Source organism: Pseudomonas sp. GW822-FHT05A08 (assembly GCF_058800485.1).
On sequence record NZ_CM179511.1, the window covers coordinates 3,344,626 to 3,370,970 of the forward strand.

The following is a 26,345-nucleotide window of genomic DNA, read 5'->3' on the forward strand; positions in this document are numbered from 1 at the left end:
CCCTTTTCCGATACAAAAAGTGCTGGAGAGCAGTCATGAGTTTCTCGAACAAGGAACAGGGTCAGGTCAAACAGGCAATGCCCGCCGCGCGGGATGTCGAGGCACTGGTGCGTGCCGAGCACCAGGACCCCTTTGCCGTGCTCGGCCCCCAAGGCGACGGCGCCGGCGGCCAATTCATCCGTGCCTTCCTGCCGGGCGCCCTGAGTGTGCAGGTGCTGGCTCGCGATGGCGTGACAGTGCTGGGCAGCCTGGAGGGCACCGAGGTGCCGGGGTTGTTCGTCGGGCACTTTGCCCAGGCCCAGCCCTATCTGCTGCGCACGCAATGGGCCGGTGGCGAGCATATTGGCGAAGACCCTTACAGCTTCGGCCCGTTGCTGGGGGAGATGGACCTGTACCTGTTCGCCGAGGGCAACCACCGTGACCTCAGCGCCTGCCTCGGCGCGCAGCTGAAAACCGTGGAGGGCGTCGACGGCGTGCGTTTCGCGGTCTGGGCGCCGAATGCCCGGCGGGTCTCGGTGGTCGGCGACTTCAACGTCTGGGACGGACGGCGGCACCCGATGCGCCTGCGTCATCCGTCCGGGGTCTGGGAGCTGTTCGTGCCGCGCCTGGGCCCGGGCGAAGCCTACAAATATGAAATCCTCGGCGCCCACGGCATCCTGCCGCTGAAGTCCGACCCGGTGGCGCTGGCCACCCAGTTGCCGCCGGATACCGCCTCGAAAGTCGCCAGCCCGCTGAGCATCGACTGGCAGGACCTCGACTGGATGCAGGCCCGCGGCGAACGCCAGCGCACAGACGCGCCCTTGTCGATCTACGAACTGCATGCCGGCTCCTGGCAATGCGAGGTGGACGATCTGGGCGAGGTGGCGCGCCAGTACGACTGGCACGAACTGGCCGAACGCCTGATCCCCTATGTGCAGAACCTGGGGTTCACCCATATCGAGCTGATGCCGATCATGGAGCATCCCTTCGGCGGTTCCTGGGGTTATCAGCCGCTGTCGCAGTTCGCCCCCAGCGCCCGCTATGGCAGCGCCGACGACTTCGCGGCGTTCGTCAACGCCTGCCACCTGGCGGGCATCGGGGTGATTCTCGACTGGGTGCCGGCGCACTTTCCCACCGACGCCCACGGCCTGGCGCAATTCGACGGCACCGCGCTGTACGAATACGGCAACCCGCTGGAAGGTTTCCACCAGGACTGGGACACCCTGATCTACAACCTGGGGCGCACCGAGGTCCACGGTTTCATGCTGGCGTCGGCGCTGCACTGGCTCAAGCATTTCCATGTCGACGGCCTGCGGGTGGATGCCGTGGCCTCGATGCTCTACCGCGACTATTCGCGCAACGCCGGGGAGTGGGTGCCCAATCGCCATGGCGGACGCGAGAACCTTGAAGCCATCGACTTTTTGCGTCACCTGAATGACGTGGTGTCCCTCGAGGCGCCGGGCGCCCTGGTGATCGCCGAGGAGTCCACGGCCTGGCCGGGCGTCAGCCAGGGCACCCAGCAAGGCGGCCTGGGCTTTGCCTACAAATGGAACATGGGCTGGATGCACGACTCGCTGCATTACATCCAGCAGGACCCGGTGTACCGCGCCCATCACCACAACGAACTGAGCTTCGGCCTGGTGTACGCCTGGTCCGAGCGCTTCATTCTGCCGATCTCCCACGACGAAGTGGTGCACGGCAAACGCTCGCTGATCGACAAGATGCCCGGCGACCGCTGGCAGAAGTTCGCCAACCTGCGGGCCTACCTGAGCTTCATGTGGACCCACCCGGGCAAGAAGCTGCTGTTCATGGGCTGCGAGTTCGGCCAGTGGCGCGAATGGAATCACGATCAGCAACTGGACTGGTACCTGCTGCAATACCCCGAGCACCGCGGCGTGCAGAAGCTGGTGAGCGATCTCAACCGGCTGTACCGCGAGCATCCGGCGCTGCACGACCAGGACGACGCGCCCCAGGGCTTCCAGTGGCTGATCGGCGACGACGCGATCAACAGCGTCTACGCCTGGCTGCGCTGGAGCAAGGACGGCAAGCCGCTGCTGGTGGTAGCCAACTTCACCCCGGTGCCGCGCCAGGCCTACCGGATCGGCGTGCCCTTCGCCGGGCGCTGGGGCGAGTTGTTCAACAGCGACTCCGATACCTACGCCGGGTCCAACTATGGCAATGGCGGCGGGGTGTTCACCGAGGACGTGGCGAGCCACGGCCAGGCGTTGTCGCTGGCGTTGAACCTGCCGCCGCTGGCGGTGCTGATCCTGCAACCCGAAGCGTGATATCGACTGGCCGCTGCGCGTAGCGGATCGCGAGCAGACACCCTCAAGTTGTCCCTGAAAACCCAATCTCCTGTAGCCGCTGCCGCAGGCTGCGATCGGGCTCGCAGAGCCCGCAATCCGGACGACGCGTATGGCCGATGCTCCCTTTGCGTCGGCTGCGCCGCCGATCACAGTCTGCGGCGGCTACAGGTTTTTACCAGCGCATCCGCACACCCAGGCTGCCGATCAGTCCGTTGAGGTCGTTGTCGTCCACGTCGCTGCTGTAGTCGGCGCTCACGTACAGGCTGACGGCGGGGGTGAGCCTGGCCACCAGGCCCAGGCCGACTTCGACCGTGGAGGACTTGTGGCTGCTGCTGATCTTGTCGACCTTGTCCAGGGTCAGGGTGTCGCCGCTGTACACCGTGTGCCACAAGCTGGTGCGCACATAGGGTTCCACCGAGTGCCCGGCGATGTCATAACGACCTTGCAAGTGAGCCCCGACGCGGCCGCTCCAGGCGTTGAGGTTGCCGGCGGAGCGGGTGCTGCTGTCGGCATTCGGGTTGTCCAGGCTGACGCGCTGGTTGATCAATTGCGCCTGGGGTTCGACCACCCAGTTGTCGCTGATGCCGATGGGAATCCCGCCTTGCACCGACAGGGTCACCGCGCTGCCTTCGGCGGCTTGCCGCTGGCCTTGCTCGGTGCGGCTGAAGCCGCTGACCCGGGCGCCGCTGGCCGACAGATCGACGTGCCAGCCCTGCGGACCGGTCAGGCTCCAGAACGCGCCAAGACTTTGACCCTGGACACTGAAACGGTCGTTACGCGGGTCGCTGAAACCGCCGGGCACGCCCTGGCCGTTGGCCTGGAACTGGCTCTGGCCGCCCAGCAGGCCGATGCGCTGGGTATGCCCGCTGCTGCTTTCCAGGGTGTAGAGCACCGGGCCGCCGGGCGTGCCGTTGATGCTGCTGGCAAAACGCGAACCGAGGTAGCCGGCGTCGGTCTGCCGCGCCGCGGGCCCGTACAGCGGGTCCCAGACCTGCGGGCTGCCTTGCACGATACCCAGGCTATTGCCCTGGGGCTGGCTGGCCGGCATGGGCGTCGCGGAGGGCGCGGGTGTCAACAGGCGGTTCAGGAGCAGGTCCTGGCGATACCAGAGCTGCGCCTCGTCCTCGGCAGGGGACGCTTGTACCTCCATGGACGCGCACAGCAATACCGAAGCGGAAACTGTGCACAGAATGATCTTGATCTCTTGTGGGGTGAGTGAAGTTTTCATGGAGGGCTACCTTGCAATCGCATGCCGTGTCTCGCCGTGGCGTCTCTCCTACCCCGAATGAGGGGCGACCGAGTTCGTTGAGGCAAGGCTCGGCGACCCGCTCTAGAGCAGGTATCCGAGGCTTGCCCCTGGTTGTATTTCCGGGGGTAGTAAGCTGTAGCTAAGGAGACGACAGGGCAGCCGTCAAGAAAATGACCGACCAGTGGCGTAGGTAATTCAGGCTGTGTAACCGACTGAAAAAAAGCGATTCTCTAAGTTCTTGTTTGTGCGAAAAAACGTCGAAAGAGGCGGGGGAAAGCGATTTTCGGTAGCCCACTACCGACTCGTCCTTTGCGGGCGAGTCGGTGATTTGCCTGGGCCAAGGGCAGCGTCAGGCCTTGGCCAGCACGCTGGCCGCTTCGTCGATCAGGCCGGCGACCGCGGTTGCCGGAGAGGCGAGAGTGGCCTGGTGGGCCGCCAGACCGATGATCCTCGATGCCTGGGGGAAGGCATCAGAGGTGCACTTCCACCGCCAGCGGCAGGTGATCCGACAGGTGAGTCCAGGGCTTGTGCCCGAGGATCTTCGGTGCGTGGCTGCTGGCGTTGCGCAGGTAGATGCGGTCCAGGCGCAGCAGTGGCCAGCGCGCCGGGTAGGTCTTGGCCGGCCTGCCATGGTGGCGTTCGAAGGCTTCGTGCAGGTCGTCGCGGCGGGCGAGGGTGGCATTGCCATGTAACTGCCAGTCGTTGAAGTCGCCGGCGATGATCACCGGCGCATCGTCCGGCAGCGACTCGAGCAACTGGCACAACAGCGCCAGTTGCAGCTGGCGATGGCTTTCCAGCAGGCTCAGGTGCACGCAGATCGCGTGCACTTCGGCATGCCCCGGTACATCCAGCACGCAATGCAACAGCCCGCGGCGCTCCGGGCCGGTGATCGAGACATCGAGGTTGCGATACTGGCGGATCGGGTATTTCGACAGCAGGGCGTTGCCGTGATGGCCATCGGGATAGACCGCGTTGCGTCCGTAGGCGAAGTCGCTCCACATGCTGTCGGCGAGAAACTCGTATTGCGACTGCTGGGGCCAGTTGCCGTAGCGGCTGGCGTGGCGGTCGTGCTCGCCCAGCACTTCCTGGAGAAACACCAGGTCGGCCTGGGTGCTGCGGACCGCGTCACGCAGCTCCGGGAGAATGAAACGGCGGTTCAGGGCGGTGAAGCCCTTGTGGGTGTTGACGGTCAGGATGCGCAGGCGATGGATCGCCGGGGTTTCGTCTGGCGCTGCCGACGTGACCGGACGCCTGGTTGAATCGGTGCTCACGCTCACTCCTCGTAATCAGGGCGGTTACTCATGCGACTGACACTTTGCCGGTCAGTTCAGGTTTGCCCCCGGTCTGCCCGCATCGGGGCAGCCCTACATGAAAAAGATTTCGTAGGACTGGCGCAGCCGCTCCAGCACCACCGGCGTCAGGGTCGGGGCCAGGCCGATGCCCGGATCGCCCTGCAACTGGCTGGCATAGGCATGCGCCGCATGGCGCTTGCGGGCCACGGTCCAGGTGTCGAGGCGCAACTTGCGGGCGCGGTGCCAGGGCAGCAGCTGTTCATCGCGCGCCGGCCAGTGCCAGGCCCACACCGGCACTTCGTGGAACGCCACGCCAGCCAGGGCCGCGGCTTTGGCACTGGCCCGGCCGACGGCGTCGTGATCGTCGTTGCCGTCTTCGCGCCAGGTGCTGAACACCACGTCATCGGGGCGCAGGTAACGGCCAATGAACTGGCTCAACTGATGCTCGCGTTCCTGCAGCCCACTGTCGGCAAAGCCGCCGCGAATCCACTGCAGGCTGTGCAGGGGCAAACCCAGGCGGCGCAGGGCCTCGACACTTTCCTGGGGACGGAACACGCTCAGGCGCCGCTCCGACCACAGGTCGGAGCCGGGGTGGCTGGCGCTGCCGTCGGTGATGGAAATCAGTTGCAGCGGATGGCCATGGTGGGCCAGTACCTGCAGCAGGCCGCCGCAGGTCAGCACTTCGTCGCCGGGGTGCGGGGCAATGACCACCGCGCGAAATCCGGGCGGCACCAGGCTGGCAAGGTTGATGGAGGGGACGTCGAGCAGTTGGCGGGCGCCGTTCCAGACCTGCTCCGGCCAGTTGTCGCTCAGGGGTATGGATCTCATGGGTGTCACATCCTTGTTCCGGGGCAGTCGGCGCGCGGTGACGGACCGGGCCGCTTGGGTTCGCACCCGGTATCGGTCCGGGTGCCGGCGCTCCATACCTTGGATTGCCGTCTTGCAAGAGCGTTCAATCATACACAGCCGTTGGCCACCGTCGCAGGGGGCAGCGATTTTTTCCGATGGCGACGCTCAGCGGTTCAAGATAGCGGGGAATGGATATCCGGCACCATCGTACATGTGTCTGATGGGCTGGCCACTGCCCGCCATTCAATCCGGCAAATGGCCAATGACCTGCTCAATCGTCATCCTCGTGCTGCAGTTCGAACAGCAGCAGCGAGCGCCCGGTCACCGAGTACCGGTGGCCGAACTCGAAGCGTTCCTGGCCTTTCACCGAGGGCTGGTTGGTGTCGATCATGCAGGTCCAGAAGCCGCCGTCGGGCACTTCCGGCAGGCTGAAGTTGACGATGTCGTGATGGGCGTTGACCACCAGCAGCAGGGTCGCGTCGGCGCCGGGGCGGCGTATCCCGGTTTCCTGGGCGCGGCCGTCGAGCAGCATGCCCAGGCAGCGGCCGTGGCTGTCCTGCCATTGTTCGATGGTCATCTCGCTGGCGTCCGGGGCGAGCCAGGTGACGTCCTTGACCCCGATATCCTCGTTGTAGTTGCCCACCAGGAAGCGTCCGCGGCGCAGGATCGGGTAGGTCATGCGCAGCTTGACCAGGCGCTTGACGAACTTGAGCAGCGACTTGCCGTCCTCGTCCAGGTCCCAGTTGACCCAGCCGATTTCGCTGTCCTGGCAATAAGCGTTGTTGTTGCCGTGCTGGGTGCGGGCGAACTCGTCGCCGGCGACCAGCATCGGCGTGCCCTGGGCCAGCAGCAGGGTGGCGAAGAAATTGCGCATCTGGCGCAGGCGCAGCGCATTGATCTGCGGGTCGTCGGTGGGGCCTTCGACGCCGTGGTTCCACGACAGGTTGTGGTTGCTGCCGTCCTGGTTGTCCTCGTCGTTGGCTTCGTTGTGCTTGTCGTTGTACGACACCAGGTCATGCAGGGTGAAGCCGTCGTGGGCGGTCACGAAATTGACAGAGGTATAAGGCCGCCGGCCGCGCTGGTTGAACATCTCGCCGGAGGCGGTCATGCGCGCGGCGAAGTCGGCGAGTTGGCCGTCGTCGCCTTTCCAGAAGGCGCGCACGGTGTCGCGGAACTTGTCGTTCCACTCCACCCAGCCCGGCGGGAAGCCGCCCACCTGATAACCGCCGGGGCCGATGTCCCACGGCTCGGCGATCAGCTTCACCTGGCGCAGCACCGGGTCCTGGCGGCAGGCCACGAGGAAACTGTGGCGCTCGTCGAAGCCATCGTGGTAACGCCCGAGAATGGTCGCCAGGTCGAAGCGAAAACCGTCCACGTGCATTTCCGTGGCCCAGTAGCGCAGCGAGTCGGTGACCATCTGCAGCACGCAGGGGTGGCTCAGGTCGAGGGTGTTGCCGGTCCCGGAATCATTGATATAGAAGCGTTTGTCGTCGGGCATCAGGCGGTAGTAGGAGGCGTTGTCGATACCGCGCATGGACAGGGTCGGGCCTTGCTCGTTGCCCTCGGCGGTGTGGTTGTAGACCACGTCGAGTATCACTTCGAGCCCGGCTTCGTGCAGGTGCGCGACCATTTCCTTGAATTCGGCGATCTTGCCGCTGGCCAGGTAGCGCGGGTCGGGGGCGAAGAAGGCGATGCTGTTGTAGCCCCAGTAATTGGTCATGCCCTTGTGCAGCAGGTGCTGGTCGTTGACGAAGGCATGGATCGGCAACAGCTCCACCGACGACACCCCGAGCTTGCGGATGTGCTCCAGCACATCGTCGACCATCAGCCCGGCGAAGGTGCCGCGCACCGCCTCCGGCACCGAAGGGTGACGCATGGTGAAGCCACGCACGTGAGTCTCATAAATGATCGTTTTGTCCCAGGGCACGCTGACCCGATGATCGTGGCCCCAGGTGTGGGCCGGGTCGATCACTTTGCATTTGGGCACGAAGGGCGCGCTGTCGCGCTCGTCGAAACTGAGGTCGGCATCGGGGTGCCCGATGGTGTAGCCGAACAGCGCCTCGGACCATTTCAGCTGGCCCACCAGCTGCTTGGCATACGGGTCGATCAGCAGCTTGTTGGGGTTGAAACGATGACCGTTGGCCGGGTCGTAGGGGCCATGCACCCGATAGCCGTAGATCAGCCCGGGGTGGGCGTCGGGCAGGTAGCCGTGGAAGATCTCGTCGGTGTATTCCGGCAGTTCGATGCGTTCCAGCTCAACTTCGCCCGTGGCATCGAACAGGCAGAGCTCGACCTGGGTGGCATTGGCCGAGAACAGGGCGAAGTTGACCCCCAGGCCGTCCCAGGTCGCGCCGAGCGGGAAGGGCAGGCCTTCGCGGATGCGCGAGGGCTCGGTGGCTTGCGGGGTTTTCGGCGTGGCGGCTGTTTTGGCGGTGGTCATGGGTGCTCCTGCGAATCAGATGGGCGAATGGGCTCCCTGTGGCGCTCGGGCGCGCCACGCACATGGGCAAGGTCGGCAGTGGAGGGTGGCGCGAACGCCTCGCGGCAGAGGCGTCAGCTGGTCGCTGGCTTGCGCGGTGCCCGCGGCTTTTTCGCCGCGCTGCTTTTGCTCCCGGGCGGCAATCCTTTTTCTGCGGGAGGCCGCTTTTCTCCAGGAGGCACCCTTTCTCCAGGAGGTACCAGGGGTGCCGCCGCCGCGGGTTTGGCGACGGCCTTGGGCTTTGCCGCGGGCTTGCCGGGTTTGGCGCTGGCGGCGCGGGTCGCCCTGGGCGGCTTGCTCGGGGCCAGGGCCTCGGCTTCGGCCAGCTTGCGGGCCATTTCCCAATGCCGGTGTTCCTGGCCGTCGGGCCGGCCTTCCGATTCCCAGATTTGATAGGCGAACTCACGAATGCGTTTGTCGTCGGTACTCATCGCAATGCTCCTGAACTGAACTCAAGTTTGGATGAAAAGGTTGACCGGGAAATCCCGCAATGCGCTGCTGATCATCAGATCCTTGTGGGGTGTGACTGCCCCCGTGGAAAAAAGTCCCTTCAGGTTTTGTCCTGGCGCGGCGAATGGCAGATGCACACGCGTATCGCCCCAATCCGGCGCGTCGACCTGCGGTTGCGCGCCGCTTTCCAGCAGCCCGGCGACCAGCCTGGGCACAATCACCACGGCGCGTTGGCCCTGGTGTTCGCGCATGAAGGCCAGCACCTTGCCAGCGTGTCGCCCCTGTACCGGCAGCGGCTGGTAAGTGCCCCGGCGAAACAGCTGCGGGTACTCGCCCCGGCGCGCCAGCGTGGCGGCGATCAGGGCCTGCTTGATACGCCCGTCACGCCAGTGGGCCAACAGTTCCATGGTTTCGCCGCAAGGGTCCAGAGCCTGCTGTCGGGCGGCGAAATCCACCGGGCGACGGTTGTCCGGGTCCACCAGGCTGAAGTCCCAGAACTCGTTGCCCTGATACAGGTCCGGCACGCCGGGCACGGTCATGCGCAGCAAGGATTGAGCCAGGCCGTTGAGGGCGCCAGCGGGCGCGATGACCTGGACGGCCGCGCCTATGGCGCTGCGCAACGGCAGGCCCTCGGGGCTGAGCAACAGGCGCTCGATGAAGTGGTGCACGGCACTTTCATAGGCCTCGTTGGCCGCCGCCCAGCTGCTGTGCAGCTTGGCTTCGCGCAGGGCTTTTTCCTGCCATTGCCAGAGGCGCTGGGCATAGTCGCGCAGGCCCTGGCGGTCGTCGCTGTGCAGTTCCAGCGGCCAGCTGCCGAGCAGGGCCTGATAGAGGATCAGCTCGTCGCCGGCGCCGGGCGCCTGGGGATCGCTGCGCAGGGCCTGGGCCAGGCCGCGCCAGTGTTCCACCTGTTCGACGTACCAGGGGCCGAGTTCGCTGAGTACCGCCAGGCGCGCGCGGGTATCTTCGCCGCGCTTGTGGTCGTGGGTGGCGCTGGCCAGCAGGTTGTCGGGGAAAGCCTCCAGGCGCTCGCGGCAGGCGGCGTGGAAATCTTCCACCGGGGCGCAGAACTGTTCGGTGGAGAAACCCACATCGTTGCGCGACAGCAGCACCGCCGAGCGATAGAGCGCGGTGTCTTCCACCGCCTTGGCCGCCGCCGGCGAGGTCAGTTGCTGGAAGCGCACGCAGGCATGCTTGAGCACCTTGCGCGGGCGCCCCGGCGGCAGCTGGCGCCAGCCGCGGCCGCCGAGCCACTGTTGCAGGTAGGCCAGCACCGGCCAGTCGGCTTCGCCCAGGGTGTCACGGGCGCCTTGCAGGGCCTGCTGGAAAAACCCCTCATCTGTCGCCGAGCGCCCGCAGGCACCGATGTAGGTGCGGTACACCGGGAAGTGCACGATCAGTTCCTGCAAGGCACGGCGAATGGCGCCGAGGGTCAAGTCGCGGCTCATCACATCGTTGCGCGCCACTTGCAGCAGGGCCTGGGCCACGCTTTCGAAATCGCTGGCCAGCGAGCCGTTGAGCAATTGCTGGCGCGCCAGCCGGGCCTCTTCGAGAAAGGCCGCCGGCCGTTCGCTGTGCCGGCTCCAGAGTTCGGCCAGGGGGGCGGCGCCTTGCGGGTCGTGTTGCAGCAGCGACAGCTGGTTCATGAACTCATAGCCGGTGCTGCCGTCCACGCCCCAGTCGCGGCGCAGGGTTTCGCCAGCGCCGAGGATCTTCTCGACATAGATCGGCAAGTGCTGGCCGGGACGCAGGGCGTCGACCCGGCGCCGCAGTTTGCGGCAGTAGCCGCGGGGATCGGCCAGGCCGTCGATATGGTCGATGCGCAGCCCGTCCACCAGGCCGGCGGCGATCAATTGGAAGATTTTGCCGTGGGTGGCCTCGAACACCGCCGGGCGCTCGACCCGCAGCCCACCCAGCTCGTTGACGTCGAAGAAGCGCCGCCAGTTGATGTCGTCCGCCGCGGTGCGCCAGCTGGCCAGGCGGTAGCTCTGCTGCTCCAGCAGGGCGTGCAGGCGGGCGAAACCCTGCGGCTGGCGCGAATCGTAGCGCGCCAGGTGCTGCTCGATGGCCGCGCGGACCTGCGGGTCACGGGCGGCGTCCTGCAGCTGCTGTTGCAGAGGCTCGGCCTGAGTGTGGGCGTCGGACTGGTAGCGCAGGGTGCTGAAGGCATCGGCCAATGGCTTGAGACGTTCGGCCGGTTCGGCGTCGGTCTCGCACTGGAGCCGCAACAGTTCGCCATAGTCGCTGGGGCAGATCGGGAAATGATGCTGGTAATGCTCGACATGAAACTCGCCCCGTTCGGCATCGAAGTACAGCCTCAGTGCGCCTTCCTGCAGGGCCACGCCGTAGTCGCTGCCGAGGAACGGCAGCAGCAACTGGCCTTCCAGCAAGGGGTCGGGGGAGTGCCACTGGATATCGAAGAATTCGCCGTAGGGGCTCAGGCGGCCCCAGCGCAGCAGGTCCTGCCACCAGGGATTGTCCGCGCCGCCGACCGCCATGTGGTTGGAGACGATATCCAGCAGCAGGCCCATGTCGTGCTGGCGCAGGCTGCGGACCAGGCGCTCCAGGGCGGCCTCGCCACCCAGCTCGGGGTTGACCCGGGTCGGGTCGACCACGTCGTAGCCATGCATCGAGCCGGCGCGGGCGCACAGCAGCGGCGACGCGTACAGGTGGCTGATGCCCAGGCGGGCGAAGTAGGGCACCAGCGGCACCGCGTCGTCGAGAGTGAAGCCGCGATGAAACTGCAGGCGCAGGGTGGCCCGCATGGGCGGGCTGTGGTGCGTGGAATCCTTCATCGGTCGCGCTCGTGGGCCTGTTGCCGGGCGCAGGCCAGCAGCTCCAGGCGGCGCGCGGCGTCCGGGTCGTCGAGCAAGGCCGCGCTGCTGCCGGCCAGGCGCCGACGCCAGTTGGGATGGCTGTCGAGGGTGCCGGGCAGGTTGGCCTGTTCGTCGATGCCCAGGGCGTCCTCCAGGGGCAGCAGCACCAGCGGTGCGCGGGTATGGCCGAGGAAGCGCACGCTGGCGTCCAGTACCTGGTCGGCTTCGTGGGTGGCTATGTGGGGAGCTTCACGAAAATTCTGCGGGTCGCGACTCAGGGCGTGGCGCAGGCCCTCGCGTTCGCGCTGGCGATGTTCGCGCCAATGGGTTTCGCCGCTTGCGTCCACCAGGCCCAGGCGCGCGCTCCAGTCGATGTCGCGGCCCTGCCACCAGCCGTTGAGGGTCGGCAGGTCGTGGGTGCTGGTGGTGGCCAGGGCGTTGTCCGGCCAGTCGAGGATCGGCCGGAAATGCGTGCCGTGCTCCTGCTCGAACAGCAACACGCGCATGCCGAGCATGGCCCGCGCGCTGAGTTTTTCCCGCAGGCCGTCGGGCACCGTGCCGAGGTCCTCGCCGAGGACGATCGCCTGGTGCCGGTGCGATTCCAGGGTCAGCAGGCGCAGCAGGTCGTCCACCGGGTAATACAGGTAGGCGCCGTCGCAGGGCGGGGCGCCGAGGGGGATCACCCACAGCCGCTGCAAACCCATCACATGGTCGATGCGCAGGCCCCCGGCATGGGCGAAGTTGGCCCGGAGCATTTCGATGAAAGCGTGGAAGCCATTGCGCACCAGGCCCTCCGGGGAAAAGGCGGAAATGCCCCAGCCCTGGCCCTGGCGATTGAGAATGTCCGGCGGCGCGCCGACGGTCAGCGCCGCCAGCAGTTCGTCCTGGCGGCTCCAGGCTTGGCTGCCGCCGCCGTCGGCGCCCACCGCCAGGTCGGCGATCAGGCCGATGCCCATGCCGCTGCTGCGGGCGGTGGCCTGCACCCGCTCCAGGCAACGGGCGATCAGCCATTGGCAGAAGGCATAAAAGCCGATATCGGCGGCGTGCTCCTCGGCGAACTGCGCCAGCGCCGGGCTGCGTGGGGTGCGCCAGGCGTCGGGCCATTCGCGCCAGTCGAGGCTTTCGCCGCGGGCCGCGCGCTGGGCCTGGATGGCTTCGAAGCGGCAGTGGTTTTCCAGGGCCTCGCCACTGGCGTGGCGGAAGCTGGCGAAGTCCTGGTGCAGCGGATGCTCGCCCTGGCAGAAGCCGTCATAAAGCGCGCGCAGGACTTTCTTCCGGGCCTGGGCCGCCACCGGCCAGTCGACCATCGGCTGTTGTTCCAGCTGTTGCAGTTGCGGCCCGAGGCCGCTGGCATCGATCGCGCTGCGCCAGGCCCGCTCGCCGAGAATGGTCCCGGGCGCGGCGTACAGGCTGTTGAGAAACAACCGGCTGGACGGCGAATAGGGGCTATAGCGGCCGGTGTCGCTGCTGAACATGGCATGCAGCGGGCTGATGGCCACGGCCTCGGCGCCCCGTTCGCCGGCGACCCGGACCAAGTCTTCGAGCGCTTGGGTATCACCATAACCGCCATCGCCTGCGCGGCGCAGGGAATACAGCTGCACGCTCAGGCCCCAGGCACGGGGCGTGGCCTGGTCCACGGCGTCGGCGACGCTGTAGCAGCGCTCGGGCGCCACGGCCAGGGTGAAGTGCTGGCCGGCGATGCTCACCTCCTGGTAACCCACCGGCACCAGGCCCGGCAGCATGGAGTTGGCGTCCAGCCTGAGGTTGAGCACACCGCCGTCTTCCAGGTGGATTTCGCAGGGCGTGTCCGGCGCGAAGTAATGCCCCAGGTCCAGGCCCTGGCCGGCGTCGGCGGTCAGCAGCGGCGGCAGTTGCCGGCTCTGCTGCACCTGTAGCAGCTGGCGCAGGCTGGCTTCGATCTGCCGGTCGTTGTCGGCCGGATGGCCAAGGCTGGCCAGCACGGCGCGCAGCACCCGTGGCTCGACCCGTTGCGGGCGGCCGTTGGCGTCGATCCAGTCGACGGCCAGGCCGGCCCGGCTGGCGAGGATTTCCAGTTGCGCGTCGCTCATGGGTGTTCTCCGTCAAGGTCTGGCGTGGGGGCGACTGCGCCGAGGCTGACCAGCGCGCTATAGGGGGCGAGAGTGCCTTGGTGCAACCGCTCGAACGCCTGGGCCGGGTATTCGAACAGGCGCTGCGCCGCGCTTGGCGGCTGTTGCTCGACGTTGTGCGGGCTCAGGTTGAGGTCGATGCGCAGTTCCTGGCCATTGCCCAGGCGCCAGCGGGCACAGAGCGCGCCTTCGGCCAGCACCTCGGCGCCCAGGGCTTCGGCGCCGGGCAGGTAGGGCACGATGTGCTCGTGGCGCAGTTGCAACAGCTGGCGATACAGCGCCAGGGTCTGCTCGCCCTGGACCGGGTCCGCCTGCGGCCTCGACGCGAGGAAGGTGTCCGGCGCGTTCGGGTCGGGAATCTGCTCGCGTTTATGCGGATCGGCGAAGGCGCTGAAGGCGGCGAATTCGTCGCGCCGGCCCTCGCGCACCGCGTCCGCCAGTTCGCCGTGGTGGCTGGTGAAAAACAGGAAGGGCTGCGGCGCCGCCAGTTCGTCGCCCATGAACAGCAGCGGGATCATCGGCGACAGCAGCAACAGCACCGTGGCCGCCTGCAATGCCTGTGGCTCGGCCAGGCGCACCAGGCGCTCGCCGAAGGCGCGGTTGCCGATCTGGTCGTGGTTCTGCAAAAACAGCACGAAGGCGCTGGGCGGCAAATGGCTGCTGGGTTCGCCGCGAGGGGTGCCGTGGCGGGTGACGTGGCCCTGATAGACGAACCCCTGGCTCAGGCAGCGCGCCAGTTTCTCGGTGGGGCGTTCGGCGAAGTCGGCGTAGTAGGCGTCGGTCTCCCCGGTGAGCAGCACATGCAGGGCGTTGTGGCCGTCGTCGTTCCACTGCGCGTCGAAGTGCTGCTCCAGCAGGCTGGCCTGGTTGTACTCGTTTTCCACGGTCAGCCAGACCTGCCGCGCCGGGTCGATCCGGCGGCGCACCCGATGCGCCAGTTCATGCAGGAAGTCCGGGTCGTCGATCGCATGCACGGCATCCAGGCGCAGGCCGTCGAAGCGGTACTCCAGCAGCCACATCAGGGCATTGTCGATAAAGAAGTCGCGCACGGGCTGGCGGCGAAAGTCGATGGCCGCGCCCCAGGGCGTGTGCCGGTCTTCCCTGAAGAAGGCCTTGGCGTAGTGGTGCAGGTAATTGCCGTCGGGGCCGAAGTGGTTGTAGACCACATCGAGCATCACCGCCAAGCCCAGGCCGTGGGCGCAGTCGATCAGGTGCCTGAGGTCGTCGGGCGAACCGTAGGAGGCTTCCGGCGCATAAGGCAGGACGCCGTCGTAGCCCCAATTGCGATCGCCGGGAAACTCCGCCAGGGGCATCAGCTCGATGGCGGTGATGCCCAGCTCGGCCAGGCGTGGCAGGTGTTTTTCCACTGCGCGGTAACCGCCGAGCACGCCCACATGCAGCTCGTAGATCACCGCTTCGTGCCACGGCCGGCCTTGCCAGTGCGGGTGCCGCCAGCGATAGGCCCGGGGATCGACCACCAGGCTGGGGCCGTCGATGTCGCCGTCCTGGGCCCGGGACGCCGGGTCGGGCACGCGGATCTGGTCATCGACATTGAAGCGGTAGCGGGTGCCGGGCGGGCACTGGCCGATGACCATGAACCAGCCGTTGGCCTGGGGCTGCATGGGCAGCGACATGCCGTCTTCGAGTTCGACGCTGACGTGCTGAGCGTCCGGCGCCCAGAGGGCAAAGCGGGTGCGCTCGGCATCGAGCGCAATAGCGCCGTGGGGCCAGGTTTCCAGAGTCCTTGACGGCATCCAGGGTGCCCTCTCAGGGTTTGGCCGATTTTCCCAAGGCCTTGGCCACCAGCTGTTCATAGAGTTCGGCGTAGGGTTCCACCGCCTTGCACCAGTTGAAGGGCGCGGCCATGGCCCGGCAGCGCATGGCGTTGAGCAACTGCGGATAGGCGAACACCTTGAAGGCGCGGCTCAGGGCCTCTTGGTAGCTGGCCACGGTGGATTCGTCGAACAGAAAACCGGTGACGCCGTTCTCGATGGTGTCGGCCAGGCCGCCGGTATTGCGCGCCACCGGCAGCGAACCGAAGCGCTGGGCGTACATCTGGCTCAGGCCGCAGGGCTCGTAGCGCGAAGGCATCAGCAGGAAATCGCTGCCGGCGAACATGCGGCGGGCGTCGGTTTCGTTGAAACCGATGTTCACCCCGATGCGCCCGGGGAAACGCGCGGCCAGGGCGCGCATGGCCTGTTCTTCCTCCGGCTCGCCGCGGCCGATGATGGCGATCTGGCCGCCGGACTTGACGATGTACTCGGCCACGCCTTCGGTAAGGTCCAGGCCTTTCTGGTAGACCAGGCGCGAGACCACCGCGAACAGCGGGCCGCTGCTGGGGTCGAGGCCGAACATCTGCCGCACATGGGCGGCATTGGCGGCCTTGCCTTGCCAGTCGCCAATGGCGAAGGGGGTGGACAGGTGCGGGTCGGTGGCGGCGTCCCAGCTTTCGTCGATGCCGTTGGGGATGCCGCTGAGCAGGCCTTGCTGGGTCTTGCTGGCGAGGAAACCGTCAAGCCCGCAGCCGAAGGCCGGGGTGGTGATTTCCTGGGCATAGGTGGCGCTGACGGTGGTGATGTGGCTGGCGTAGGCCATGCCCGCCTTGAGGAACGACAGCTTGCCGTAGAACTCCATGCCTTCCTGTTGCAGGGCATGTTCGGGGATGCCCAGCTCCGGGCAGGAAGCCAGGCTGACCACGCCCTGGTACGCCAGGTTATGGATGGTGAACAGGGTCGGCGTGCGTTGCCCGCGCCAGTGCATATAGGCCGGCGCCAGCCCGGCGGGCCAGTCGTGGGCGTGCACCAGGTCCGGGCACCAGTGGATCTGTGCCAGGTTGGCGGCGATGTCGGCGGCGGCCAGGCCCAGGCGGGCGAAGCGGATATGGTTGTCCGGCCAATCGCGGCCATTGTTGGCGCCGTAGGGCGAGCCTTCGCGCTCATAGAGTTCGGGGCAGATCAGCACATAGATCACCAGGCCGTCGGGCATGTCCATGCGCCCGATCTTGCAGGCCGGCAGGGCCGCGTGGCCGCCCAGCTCGCCAATGATATGAATCGGGTTTTCGCTGTGCATCACCTGCCGGTAGCCAGGGATCAGCAGGCGTACATCGTGCAGATGCGCCATGGCGCGGGGCAGGGCGGCCGACACGTCGCCCAGGCCACCGGTCTTGACCAGGTCGGCGATTTCCGAAGTGACGAACAGGACTTTCTTGCGATTGGGGTTGTGGCGGATCAAGGGCAGTGACGTCTTGCCACCTGGGGCGAGAATCGATGTGGAGACCGTTTCACCGGCCAGCGGCAGAGGATGCTTTCCCTGGGTTTGCAATACGGCACTGGTCATCTGTTTCTCCCGTTTTATTGATCTGTTCCTGGCATCTGCCGGCGGTGTCAAAAGGCCAATCCGGTGGCCGGGCACAAAAAACGTTGCGCATGCGAAAGCCGAACGCAGCCTCATGCGTCGACGCAAAGAGGGTGAAGGGGCCATTGCAAGGATTGCACCAGTCGCGAAGGCCCTACCTTTAACCTGACCCAAGGCGTGAGCCAAAAGTTTCGACTTTATTTCCCTGGGAGTGACTGTCCGGTCACTTTTCGAATTCCAGTCTAGGACAGAAGTTAGAGCGCGGGCGTGACGATTAGGTTTTCTCGAGGCGAAGGTTGCGCTGCCCCGGAATAAAGCCGACGAAAGGCAGTCTCGCGCACCGGCCAGGGGCGAGGCTTTTTCGCCTTGGCGCGAAAGCGGTGAGGGGCTGCAAGGGAGCGGTGCGGGGTGAAGGTGCTGGTGCTCAATGATGGTGCAGGGCAGTGCTGGCGCAATGCCCTGGCGTGGTTCAGCCCAACTGGCGGATCGGCTGGCCGGCGGCCCAGGCCTGGATGTCTTCGATCATCTGGGCGAAGAACTGCCGGTAGTTCTGTTGGCTGACATAACCGACATGGGGCGTGGCCAGCACGTTGGGCAGGCGGCGCAACGGATGATCGAGGGGCAGCGGCTCCTGCTCGAACACGTCCAGCGCCGCGCCGGCCAGGCGCCCGCGTTCGAGGGCGCTGATCAGCGCCGCTTCATCGACGATCGGCCCGCGGGCGGTGTTGACCAGCAGCGCCGAGGGCTTCATCCAGGCCAGCGCCTGGGCGTCCACCAGGCCGCGGCTGCGTTCGCTGAGCACCAGATGCACCGAGAGTACGTCGGCCTGTTCGAACAGCTGCTGCTTGTTCACGTAGGTCACGCCGGCCGCCGCGGCCCGTTCGGCGGTGAGGTTCTCGCTCCAGGCGATCACCCGCATGCCGAACACCTGGCCGAACTGCGCCACCCGCTGGCCGATGCTGCCCAGGCCGAGAATGCCCAGGGTCTTGCCGTGCAGGTCGCCGCCCAGCCCCTGTTGCCAGAGGCCGGCGCGCAGCGCGCTGGCTTCGCTGAGCAGGTTGCGGGTCTGGGCCATGATCAGCGCCCAGGTCAGCTCCGGCGCCGCGTGCTTGTAACTGTCGGTGCCGCACACCTGGATGCCCAGGCGGGTCGCGGCGGCCAGGTCGATGGCGGCATTGCGCATGCCACCGGTGAGCAGCAGTTTGAGCCGCGGCAGGCTGCGCAGCAGGACCGCGTCGAAACGGCTGCGCTCGCGCATCACGCAGATCACCTCGAACGGCGCCAGACGCTCGCTCATGGCGGCGGTGTCACTGGGGTAGTCATGGATAAAGCTGACCTGGCCGATACCCGCCAGCACCGACCAGTCGACGACGTCACGGGCAACGTCCTGCCAATCATCGATTACCGCGATCTGCACACTCATGAAGGCTCCGGGGAAAACGCATCAATGTGACGCCAGCCAGCCCAGCAGGGCCTGGTGGAATTGCGCCGGTTGTTCCATCTGCGGGGCGTGGCCCAGGCCCGGGAACTCGATCAGGGTCGAGTGCGGGATGAGCCCGGCCACCTGCTTGCCCAGCACCTGGTAGTTGCCGATCCGCGCCTTGACCGCCGGTGGCGCGATATCGCTGCCGATCGCCGTGGTGTCGGAGGTGCCGATCAACAGCAGGGTCGGCATCTTCAGGTCCTTGAACTCGTAGTACACCGGCTGGGTGAAGATCATGTCGTAAATCAGCGCCGAGTTCCACGCCACCCGCGTGTGCCCCGGGCCCTTGTTGAGGCCGGCGAGCATGTCCACCCAGCGCTCGAATTCCGGCTGCCAGCGGCCGCCGTAATAAGTGCTGCGTTCATAGTTGCGGATGCCCTCGGCCGACAGCTTGAGCTCGCGGGCGTACCACTGGTCGACGCTGCGGTAGGGCACGCCGAGGGCCTTCCAGTCTTCCAGGCCGATCGGGTTGACCAGCGCCAGTTGCTGCACCTGCTCGGGGTATTGCAGGGCATAACGGGTGGCCAGCATGCCGCCGGTGGAATGGCCCAGCAGGCTGACCTGCCGGACGCCCAGCCGGTCCAGCAGTTGCCGGGTGTTCTGCGCCAGTTGCTGGAAGCTGTATTGATAGTGCTCGGGCTTGCTGGAGGTGCAAAAGCCGATCTGGTCTGGGGCTATGACCCGGTAGCCGGCGTCGCTCAAGGCCTCGATCGAGGTGTCCCAGGTCGCGCCGCAGAAATTCTTGCCGTGCATCAGCAGCACGCTGCGACCGTTGGGCGTGCCCTTGGCCGGCACATCCATATACCCCATCTGCAAGGCCTGGCCCTGGGACTCGAAGGCAAAGTGCTGCAGCGGGTAGGGATAGTCGAAGCCTTGCAACTCGGGACCGTAGGCCGGGCCTTCGGCGGCAAGGGCGGGCAGGGCGGCGGTCAGCAACAGGCCGGGTAACCAGCGGGTGAGGCTCCGGCGGGTGGGGCTTAGGGACATACATGACCTCCGAGGGAAATGAGCTGATCCTGGCGCGGCGTGATTAGCGCGACATTAATAAGCAGAGGCCATCGCCAGGGCGAAACGTTCCCTTCGTGGTCAGCCTGGAGGCGTACCCCGTCAGCTCAACCGACCCAGCCGAGGGTCATCCAGGCCAGCACGCCATACCGCGCGCCCTTGGCCAGGGTGACGACCAGCAGGAAGCGCTTTAGCGGTTCGCCCATGATTCCGGCCACCAGGGTCAGCGGGTCGCCGATGATCGGCAGCCAGCTCAGCAGCAGGGACCAGTGGCCGTAGCGCTGGTAATGGCTGCGGGCCCGTTGCAGGTGGCGTGGGCCGACGGGGAACCAGCGGCGGTCCTTGTAGTGTTCCAGGCGCTGGCCCAGCCACCAGTTCACCAGGGAACCCAGGACATTGCCGAGGGTGGCGACGGCCAGCAGCAGCCAGACCGGGTGCTGGCCGTTGAGCAGCAGCCCCACCAGCACGGCCTCGGATTGCAGCGGCAGCAGGGTGGCGGCGCCGAAGGCCGCCAGGAACAGGCCGAGGCAGGCGGTGAGGATCAATGGGCCGGGTAGTCCGCGACCACCACGTCCTTGCCGTCCTTGGTCAGGCCGATAACCTGGTAGGCGTCGGTGGGCATGCCGTCCATTTCCATGCCGGGCGAGCCCATGGGCATGCCGGGGGCGGCGACGCCGAGCAGGTCATCGCGCTTGCTCAGGGCCAGCACCTGGTCCGCCGGTACATGGCCTTCGACGAATTTGCCGTTGATCACCGCGGTGTGGCACGACGCCAGGCGCGGGGCCACGCCCAGGCGCTGCTTGACTTCGCTCATGTTGCTTTCGACGTGGTCGTTGACCTTGAAGCCGTTAGCTTGCAGGTGCTCGATCCATTTCTTGCAGCAACCGCAGTTGGCATCGCGGTGCACATCGATCGGGATCAGGTCGGCGGCCTGGGCCAGGGAGCCGACGAGCAGGGCAGACAGGGCTGCCAGGCGCAGAGTGTTGTGCATAGGAAGTCTCTTGATCATCAGGGCGCCTTGGGGCGCGGTGTTGGGCCGACAGGGTGGCGTATTTTGCTACTTTTCTCGAGCGCGGCGCAGCGCTTGTGTTTCAACGTCATACCGAGCGCTGGCCATTCAGGTTGTCTGGTCCTGCGCGTTGTCGTTCATCGCGGGCAAGCCTCGTTCCTACAGAAGCATGCCCGCGATAGGCGTTCATTCGGGAGCCGGGCTCAGGATGCCGAGCATGGCCACCAGGCCTAGGATCAACAGGGCCGCCGCCAGTTCCAGGACCATGCTGCGACGCAAGGCGGGCAGGGCTGCCTGGGGCGAGGCCTGGTGCAGCGCCTGCTCCAGCTGCGGAACCAGATGGAAGCGGTTCAATGCGGCGAACACCAGCATGCTGGCGAACACCGCCACCTTCAGGCTGAGGAGCAGGCCATAGGTGCTGGCGCTCAACGTTGCCAGGTCCGGGCCGACGATCAGCAGGTAGTTGAGCACACCGCTGATGGTCAGGACGACCACGATCAGCGTGCCCAGGCTGGCAAACCCCTTCAGGGCATCGAGCAGGTGGCCTGCCTGCGGTTCGTCTTCGCAGGCGCCACGACGCAGCAGCAGGGCGAAAGCCGCCAGTGCCCCCAACCAGGCGCCGGCGCCCAGTAAATGCAGGATGTCGCTACCCAGGTGCAGGTAATGCCGGCCGCCTTCGCTCATCGCCCCGTGGCCGCCCCAGGCCAGGGTGGCCAGGGCTGCCGCTGTGCACAGAATCAGGCCGTAGAGGGTGAACCTCGGCCAGCCATCGCTGAACAGAAGCAGCCCCCCCGCCAGCAGCAACGCCGCCAGGCGTAGCAGCCAGCTTTGGCCGACAGCGGTTTCCAGCATGAGCGCAGACAGCAGCGCCGGGTCCAGTTCGGCCAGGCTGGTCGCGCCACTCATCGACAGCGCCAGCTGCAGCAGCGCGGCGCCCGACAGCAGCGCGCCCAGCACCAGGGCGGTCGCCAGAGGCCGGCGAAAACGCCATTGGCTCTGTGCGCCACGCAGCCCGTAAAGGCTGAACAGCGCCAGGCCGAATAGCAGCGTCAGATCGAGGTACAGGGCAAAACGCAGGGCGAGGTTGATGAGTTCGCCCATGGCTCAGTTGACTTCGAAGGTCAGGTTGCCGGTGATCGGATGGGTGTCGGCGGACACCGCCCGCCACTCGACTTTGTAGCTGCCCTTCGCGAGCGGGGCGGCGGGGCTGATGATCATGCTTTTCGGATCGCCGCCGCCGGCCACGCTGGCCTTGACCGGCATCGGTGCGTGACTCATCCCGGGCATGCCGGTCATCAGCAGCCGAGCCCCGGAGAACCGGGTGGTGAGGGGTTCCGAGAATTGCAGTTCGATCTTCGCCGGCGCCGCGCCCTTGGCGCCTTCGGCCGGGGTCGAGGCCAGCAGCTTGGGGTGCGCCTGGGCGACGCCAGTGAGTAACAGGCCGGCACCGAAAGTGGCGGCGATGACGAGATGCTTGAGGTGGGACATGCAAGGCTCCAGGCGGCATTGGCCGCGTGCTGTTTTTAGTTATCTATTGAAGGGAAGTCAGAACCACAGGCGCACACCGAGCACCAGGCGGGCTTCGCTGTTGTCTTCGCCTTCTTCACGGGCGTAGTCCGCGGTCTTGCCGTAGCTGCGGCTCCAGGTCACGCCGACGTAGGGCGCGAACTGGCGGTGCAGCTCGTAGCGCAGGCGCAGGCCGGCCTCCAGCGAGGAGAGCCCCGAGCCGATGCCCCGTTGCGGGTCGTTCTTGCCGTACAGGCTGACCTCTGCGTTGGGCTGCAGGATCAGGCGGTTGGTCAGCAGGATGTCGTATTCGGCCTGGAGCCCCAGGGCACTCTGGCCGCCTTCGCCGAGGTAGGCGGTGGCCTGGCTTTCGAAGTTGTACAGGGCCATGCCTTGCAGCCCGAGGGCGGCCCAGGTCTGCGGTGCGCCGGGCTTGAAGTCCTGGCGCACGCCGCTGACCACATCCCACCAGGGGCCGATGGCATGGCCCCAGAGCGCTTCGACCTGGGCGTTGTCGGTCCGGCCGTTAGTGCGCTCGCCTTCGCTGCGCAGCCATAGCCGGTCGATGTCGCCGCCGATCCAGCCGTTCATTTCCCAGGCCAGAGCACTGCCGTCATCGGCGTCCTGGTACTCCAGGCGATCGACCAGCCACAGCGAGTTGATCGCCTTGTCGTGCACGCCGTGGCCGGACACCGGCGGGAAGGCGGCGCGGCGGTCGGCGTCGGTGAGTGCCGGGATCGGCGTGCGGCTGCGGGTGGGCGCCGCGGGTTCCATGGTCTGCAGCGGTTCGCCGTCCATGCCGGTCATCTGGCTGTGGTCCATGCCGGGCATCGGGTTGCCTTGCATCGCGGAAGCCGGCATGGACGAATGATCCATGCTGGAGTGATCCATGCTTTCGGCGGCCTGCAAGGTGGCGGCGCCGAGGCCGAGCAGGGTGGTGAACAGGGTCAAGGCGTTTTTCGGCATCATGCGGCGCTCCCGGCTTCGTCCACTCGTACTTCGCGAAACATGCCCATCTCCATGTGGAACAGCAGGTGGCAGTGATAGGCCCAGCGCCCCAGGGCATCGGCGGTCACTCGGTAGCTGCGCTTGCTGCCCGGTGGCATGTCGATCGTGTGCTTGCGCACCAGGAAGCGCCCCTGTTCGTCTTCCAGGTCGCTCCACATGCCGTGCAGGTGGATGGGGTGGGTCATCATGGTGTCGTTGACCAGGGTGATGCGTACCCGCTCGCCATAGATCAGGCGCAGGGGCTCGGCGTCGCTGAACTTGATGCCGTCGAACGACCAGGCGAATTTTTCCATGTGCCCGGTCAGGTGCAGCTCAATGGTGCGGCTCGGTTCGCGCCCGTCGGGGTCTTCGAAGGTGCTGCGCAGGTCGGCGTAGGTCAGTACCCGACGGCCGTTGTCGCGCAGGCCGATACCCGGGTCGGCGAGTTTCGGCGTCGGGCTCATGGTCTGCATGTCCACCAGCGGGTTGCCGTCCTCCGAGGCCGGGTGGCTTTGCATGGCGCCGCCCATGGTGCCGTGGTCCATGCCTGCCATACCGGCCATGCCGCTGTGGTCCATGCTGGCCATGCCGCTGGAATCCATCCCCTGCATCTGGCTGTGGTCCATGCCCTGCATCTGGCCATGATCCATGCCGGGCATGGCGCCCATGCCAGCCATGCTGCCGTGGTCCATGCCCATGTCGGCCATGCTGATCAGCGGCCGCGGGTCCAGGGGCGGCACGGGCGCGCTCAGCCCCGGACGCTGGCTCAGGGTGCCGCGGGCATAGCCGCTGCGGTCCATGGCCTGGGCGAACAGGGTGTAGGCCTCCTGCGAGCCGGGCTCGACCAGCACGTCGTAGGTTTCCGCCACGGCGATGCGCAGTTCATCGACGCTGACCGGCTGCACATACTGGCCGTCGGCGGCGACCACCGTCATCTTCAGACCGGGAATGCGCAGGTCGAAGTAGCTCATGGCCGAGCCGTTGATCAGGCGCAGGCGCAGCTTCTCGCCGGGCTTGAACAGCCCGGTCCAGTTGCCGCCGGGGCTCTGGCCGTTGATCAGGTAGGTGTAGGTATGACCGCTGACGTCCGCCAGGTCGGTGGGGGTCATTTTCATCTGCGCCCACATCTTGCGATCGGCGAGGGTGGCCGCCCAGCCGTCGCGGCTGACGTCCTCGATAAAGTCGCCGACCGTGCGCTTGTGGAAGTTGTAGTAGCCGGGCTGCTTTTTCAGGATGTGCATCAGGCGCTCGGGCGCCTCGTCGCTCCAGTCGCTGAGCATCACCACGTAGTCGCGGTCGTACTGGAAGGGTTCCGGCTCGCGGGCCTCGATCACCAGTGGCCCGTAGACCCCGGCCTGTTCCTGCAGGCCCGAGTGGCTGTGGTACCAGTAGGTGCCGTTCTGCCGGACCTTGAAGCGGTATTCGTAGAGGCCGCCGGGGGCGATGCCGTGGAAGCTCAGGCCCGGCACGCCGTCCATGTTGGCCGGCAGGATCAGGCCGTGCCAGTGGATCGAGGTGTCCTCCTGGAGGCGGTTGCGCACCCGGATGGTCACGGTGTCACCCTCGCGCCAGCGCAGCAGCGGGCCGGGCAGGCCGCCGTTGATGGTCATCGCAGTGCGCGAGGTGCCGCTGTAGTTGACCTGGGATTCACCGATGAACAGGTCGAACTGCTGGCCGCTGAGGGCGGGCAACTGGCCGTCTTCGCTGCGTGCCCAGAGCGGCTGTTGCCACAGCCCGGTGCCGGCCAGTACGCCGCCGGCGGCCAGGCCCTTGATAAAACTGCGTCGTGTGGGTTTTACATGCATGCCCCAAGGCTCCCTCGATCCTGCTGGTCAGGTATGGGGCGACCTTAAGTGGCGCGGCCTGTCAGAAAACTGAGGTGAAGATTACAGATTTGTCAGCCAGTGGGGCGCCACCCGTTGCCGGATCAGTGGGCGATCTGTTCCAGGTTGCGCTTGAGGTTGGCCAGCGCCAGTTGGGACAAGTGCTCGATACGCGGGCGCAGGCTGAGCAGGTTGAGGTCGGAGCAGTAGTGCAGGGTGCGCTTGAACAGGGTTCCGTCCCCGTATTTGCACAACTGATAGTGGATCGAGCCGTCTGCTGGCGCAGAACTGAAGACGATCTTGAACTCCTTGGGAAATACCGCGACCAGCACCCGGCAGCTCAGGTGGATCTGCAGGCCGAGCAGGTCGATGGTTTTGCCGAAGCGATGCCCCGCTGGCAATGAGCCAGCCAGGCCGGTGTCGGCACGCAGGGAAGCGGGATGCCACTCGGGCCAGCGATCCGGCTGAGTCACGTAGTAGTAGACGGTATCGATCGGCGCGTCGATGTAGAGCTCATGGCAGATGAGCTCGTCCAAAAGGTGCTGCTGACGTTGTTCCATGATGCACCTCCTTGCAGTAGGAGCATCAAATATAGTTGTCCGCGCGCCTGCCATGGAGGCGCGCAAGTCGGCCGTTCAGCGGACTTCGAGGTGGCTCGGCAGAGGGCGATGCAAGGCTTTTCCCGCAGTAAAGGGGAGAGCGCCATGCACAGTTGGGTCGTCGCGCAGCAATGTCGTGGAAGATCCCCGCAAGATGGCGTCATGAATGCTCTTAAGAACACTTGGTCGCAACTAACCATTCGGTACATCAATGTCCATAAGTTGTCGCTTAGTTGTCACGGATTGGATTGTTAAATAATTGTTTCAGCTAGAAAAACCGTGGCTTCCAGGCATTTGTATCGAAAATGTACAAAAATTGTAAAAAACCGAAATATTTGTTGGAGAGGTGCTCTGGCGCGCCGATACTCACAGGCATCGTTTTCCCTCAATCAGGCTTTTCAGACGCTTATTAGTTGAACTTGCGCAACCCTCTAATTGGCTGTGCAAGTGGATATAAGGCTATGGAAAAGCCCGTACACAGGAGTCTTTTATGACAATCGGATATGTCGGCGGCTGGACCAGCAAGGCCGGTCTGCTGGTGCAGGACACTGGCACCCGGGGCAAGCCGGTCAGCCAGAGCGTCAAGGTCAAGCAGATGCTGGCCCTGGTCGGCCAGAACCCGCTGGCTCTGAACGTGTTCAAGATGGATGAAATGAAGCTGCACAAGCAGATCAAGGGGTTCGATCCGGAGAACGTCAGCGCCAAGCAACTGGGCAACATGAGTACGTTCCTGAAAGAAAAGGGCCTGATCAGCGACGTGACGGCGATGACCCTGCTCAATGCCGGCGACAAGTTCGATCGCTTTGGCGTGCAGAAAGACCCGGAGGCCAAGTTCAACGCCCTGGAGTATTTCGCGATCCAGCTGGACACCATCCAGAGCAACAACCTCAAAGGCAACAAGTACGCCAACTACCTGATCCCCGAGTACAAGAAAGCCATCTACGTGCTGCAGAACCTGCAAAGCTACGGCAAGGGCAACGGCACCACGGTGACCGACAAGAATCGCTCCACCAAGGCGTGAGGCGACAAACAAAGGCCCTCGACCGATAAA

The 26,345-nt window shown here is 65.9% G+C and carries 20 protein-coding genes; 2 read left to right on the forward strand and 18 right to left on the reverse strand.

Annotation, left to right across the window (positions count from 1 at the left end):
- Positions 1-35 precede the first annotated feature (35 nt).
- Positions 36-2,264 (forward strand): 1,4-alpha-glucan branching protein GlgB, encoded by a 2,229-nt coding sequence (gene glgB, locus AC3RCP_RS15060; RefSeq protein WP_492570251.1) that lies wholly within the window; start codon positions 36-38, stop codon positions 2,262-2,264.
- Between the two features lie 193 nt (positions 2,265-2,457).
- Here the strand turns inward: glgB and AC3RCP_RS15065 are convergent, their stop codons facing one another.
- The 18 genes from AC3RCP_RS15065 to AC3RCP_RS15150 form a co-directional block, all read right to left on the reverse strand.
- Positions 2,458-3,513 carry an autotransporter domain-containing protein gene (locus AC3RCP_RS15065; RefSeq protein WP_101337843.1) on the reverse strand — a complete coding sequence of 352 codons (1,056 nt, stop codon included), beginning with the start codon at positions 3,511-3,513 and terminating at the stop codon, positions 2,458-2,460.
- 491 nt (positions 3,514-4,004) lie between these two features.
- Positions 4,005-4,805, reverse strand: coding sequence for an endonuclease/exonuclease/phosphatase family protein (locus AC3RCP_RS15070; RefSeq protein WP_009043699.1), 801 nt, complete (start codon positions 4,803-4,805; stop codon positions 4,005-4,007).
- A gap of 93 nt (positions 4,806-4,898) precedes the next feature.
- Complete coding sequence (locus AC3RCP_RS15075) at positions 4,899-5,654, reverse strand: PIG-L deacetylase family protein (protein ID WP_101337844.1); 756 nt, start codon at positions 5,652-5,654, stop codon at positions 4,899-4,901.
- Positions 5,655-5,946: 292 nt separating this feature from the next.
- Positions 5,947-8,115 carry a glycogen debranching protein GlgX gene (gene glgX, locus AC3RCP_RS15080; protein ID WP_101337845.1) on the reverse strand — a complete coding sequence of 723 codons (2,169 nt, stop codon included), beginning with the start codon at positions 8,113-8,115 and terminating at the stop codon, positions 5,947-5,949.
- Between the two features lie 113 nt (positions 8,116-8,228).
- Entirely contained in the window at positions 8,229-8,585 is a 357-nt protein-coding gene (locus AC3RCP_RS15085; protein ID WP_092418685.1) for a DUF2934 domain-containing protein, read from the reverse strand.
- A 21-nt stretch (positions 8,586-8,606) separates the two neighbouring features.
- On the reverse strand, positions 8,607-11,399 hold the full coding sequence (locus tag AC3RCP_RS15090) for a malto-oligosyltrehalose synthase (RefSeq protein ID WP_492570255.1): 2,793 nt from the start codon (positions 11,397-11,399) through the stop codon (positions 8,607-8,609).
- On the reverse strand, positions 11,396-13,489 hold the full coding sequence (gene malQ, locus AC3RCP_RS15095; protein ID WP_492570256.1) for a 4-alpha-glucanotransferase: 2,094 nt from the start codon (positions 13,487-13,489) through the stop codon (positions 11,396-11,398). The genes AC3RCP_RS15090 and malQ overlap by 4 nt, the downstream gene beginning before the upstream one ends.
- Entirely contained in the window at positions 13,486-15,282 is a 1,797-nt protein-coding gene (gene treZ / locus AC3RCP_RS15100; protein ID WP_492570258.1) for a malto-oligosyltrehalose trehalohydrolase, read from the reverse strand. The genes malQ and treZ overlap by 4 nt, the downstream gene beginning before the upstream one ends.
- Positions 15,283-15,295: 13 nt before the next feature.
- A complete protein-coding gene (gene glgA, locus AC3RCP_RS15105) occupies positions 15,296-16,864 on the reverse strand; it encodes a glycogen synthase GlgA (RefSeq protein WP_492570259.1) in 1,569 nt (522 codons plus the stop codon).
- 487 nt (positions 16,865-17,351) lie between these two features.
- A complete protein-coding gene (locus AC3RCP_RS15110) occupies positions 17,352-18,305 on the reverse strand; it encodes a D-2-hydroxyacid dehydrogenase family protein (RefSeq protein WP_492570261.1) in 954 nt (317 codons plus the stop codon).
- Between the two features lie 21 nt (positions 18,306-18,326).
- Positions 18,327-19,352, reverse strand: a complete 1,026-nt coding sequence (locus AC3RCP_RS15115) for an alpha/beta fold hydrolase (RefSeq protein ID WP_492570263.1) — start codon at positions 19,350-19,352, stop codon at positions 18,327-18,329.
- A gap of 125 nt (positions 19,353-19,477) precedes the next feature.
- Complete coding sequence (locus tag AC3RCP_RS15120) at positions 19,478-19,915, reverse strand: YqaA family protein (protein ID WP_087091092.1); 438 nt, start codon at positions 19,913-19,915, stop codon at positions 19,478-19,480.
- Entirely contained in the window at positions 19,912-20,361 is a 450-nt protein-coding gene (locus AC3RCP_RS15125) for a DUF411 domain-containing protein (protein ID WP_492570265.1), read from the reverse strand. The genes AC3RCP_RS15120 and AC3RCP_RS15125 overlap by 4 nt, the downstream gene beginning before the upstream one ends.
- A gap of 204 nt (positions 20,362-20,565) precedes the next feature.
- Complete coding sequence (gene copD / locus AC3RCP_RS15130) at positions 20,566-21,480, reverse strand: copper homeostasis membrane protein CopD (RefSeq protein ID WP_492570267.1); 915 nt, start codon at positions 21,478-21,480, stop codon at positions 20,566-20,568.
- Between the two features lie 3 nt (positions 21,481-21,483).
- Entirely contained in the window at positions 21,484-21,867 is a 384-nt protein-coding gene (copC, locus tag AC3RCP_RS15135) for a copper homeostasis periplasmic binding protein CopC (protein WP_101337851.1), read from the reverse strand.
- Between the two features lie 57 nt (positions 21,868-21,924).
- A complete protein-coding gene (locus AC3RCP_RS15140) occupies positions 21,925-22,854 on the reverse strand; it encodes a copper resistance protein B (protein ID WP_492570269.1) in 930 nt (309 codons plus the stop codon).
- On the reverse strand, positions 22,851-24,677 hold the full coding sequence (locus tag AC3RCP_RS15145) for a copper resistance system multicopper oxidase (protein ID WP_492570271.1): 1,827 nt from the start codon (positions 24,675-24,677) through the stop codon (positions 22,851-22,853). The genes AC3RCP_RS15140 and AC3RCP_RS15145 overlap by 4 nt, the downstream gene beginning before the upstream one ends.
- A 122-nt stretch (positions 24,678-24,799) precedes the next feature.
- Positions 24,800-25,255: an SRPBCC family protein gene (locus AC3RCP_RS15150; RefSeq protein WP_007928595.1), complete on the reverse strand. Its 456-nt coding sequence runs from the start codon at positions 25,253-25,255 to the stop codon at positions 24,800-24,802.
- 529 nt (positions 25,256-25,784) lie between these two features.
- On the opposite strand from AC3RCP_RS15150, the gene AC3RCP_RS15155 reads away from it, so the two are divergent.
- A complete protein-coding gene (locus AC3RCP_RS15155) occupies positions 25,785-26,315 on the forward strand; it encodes a hypothetical protein (RefSeq protein ID WP_007928592.1) in 531 nt (176 codons plus the stop codon).
- Positions 26,316-26,345 lie beyond the last annotated feature (30 nt).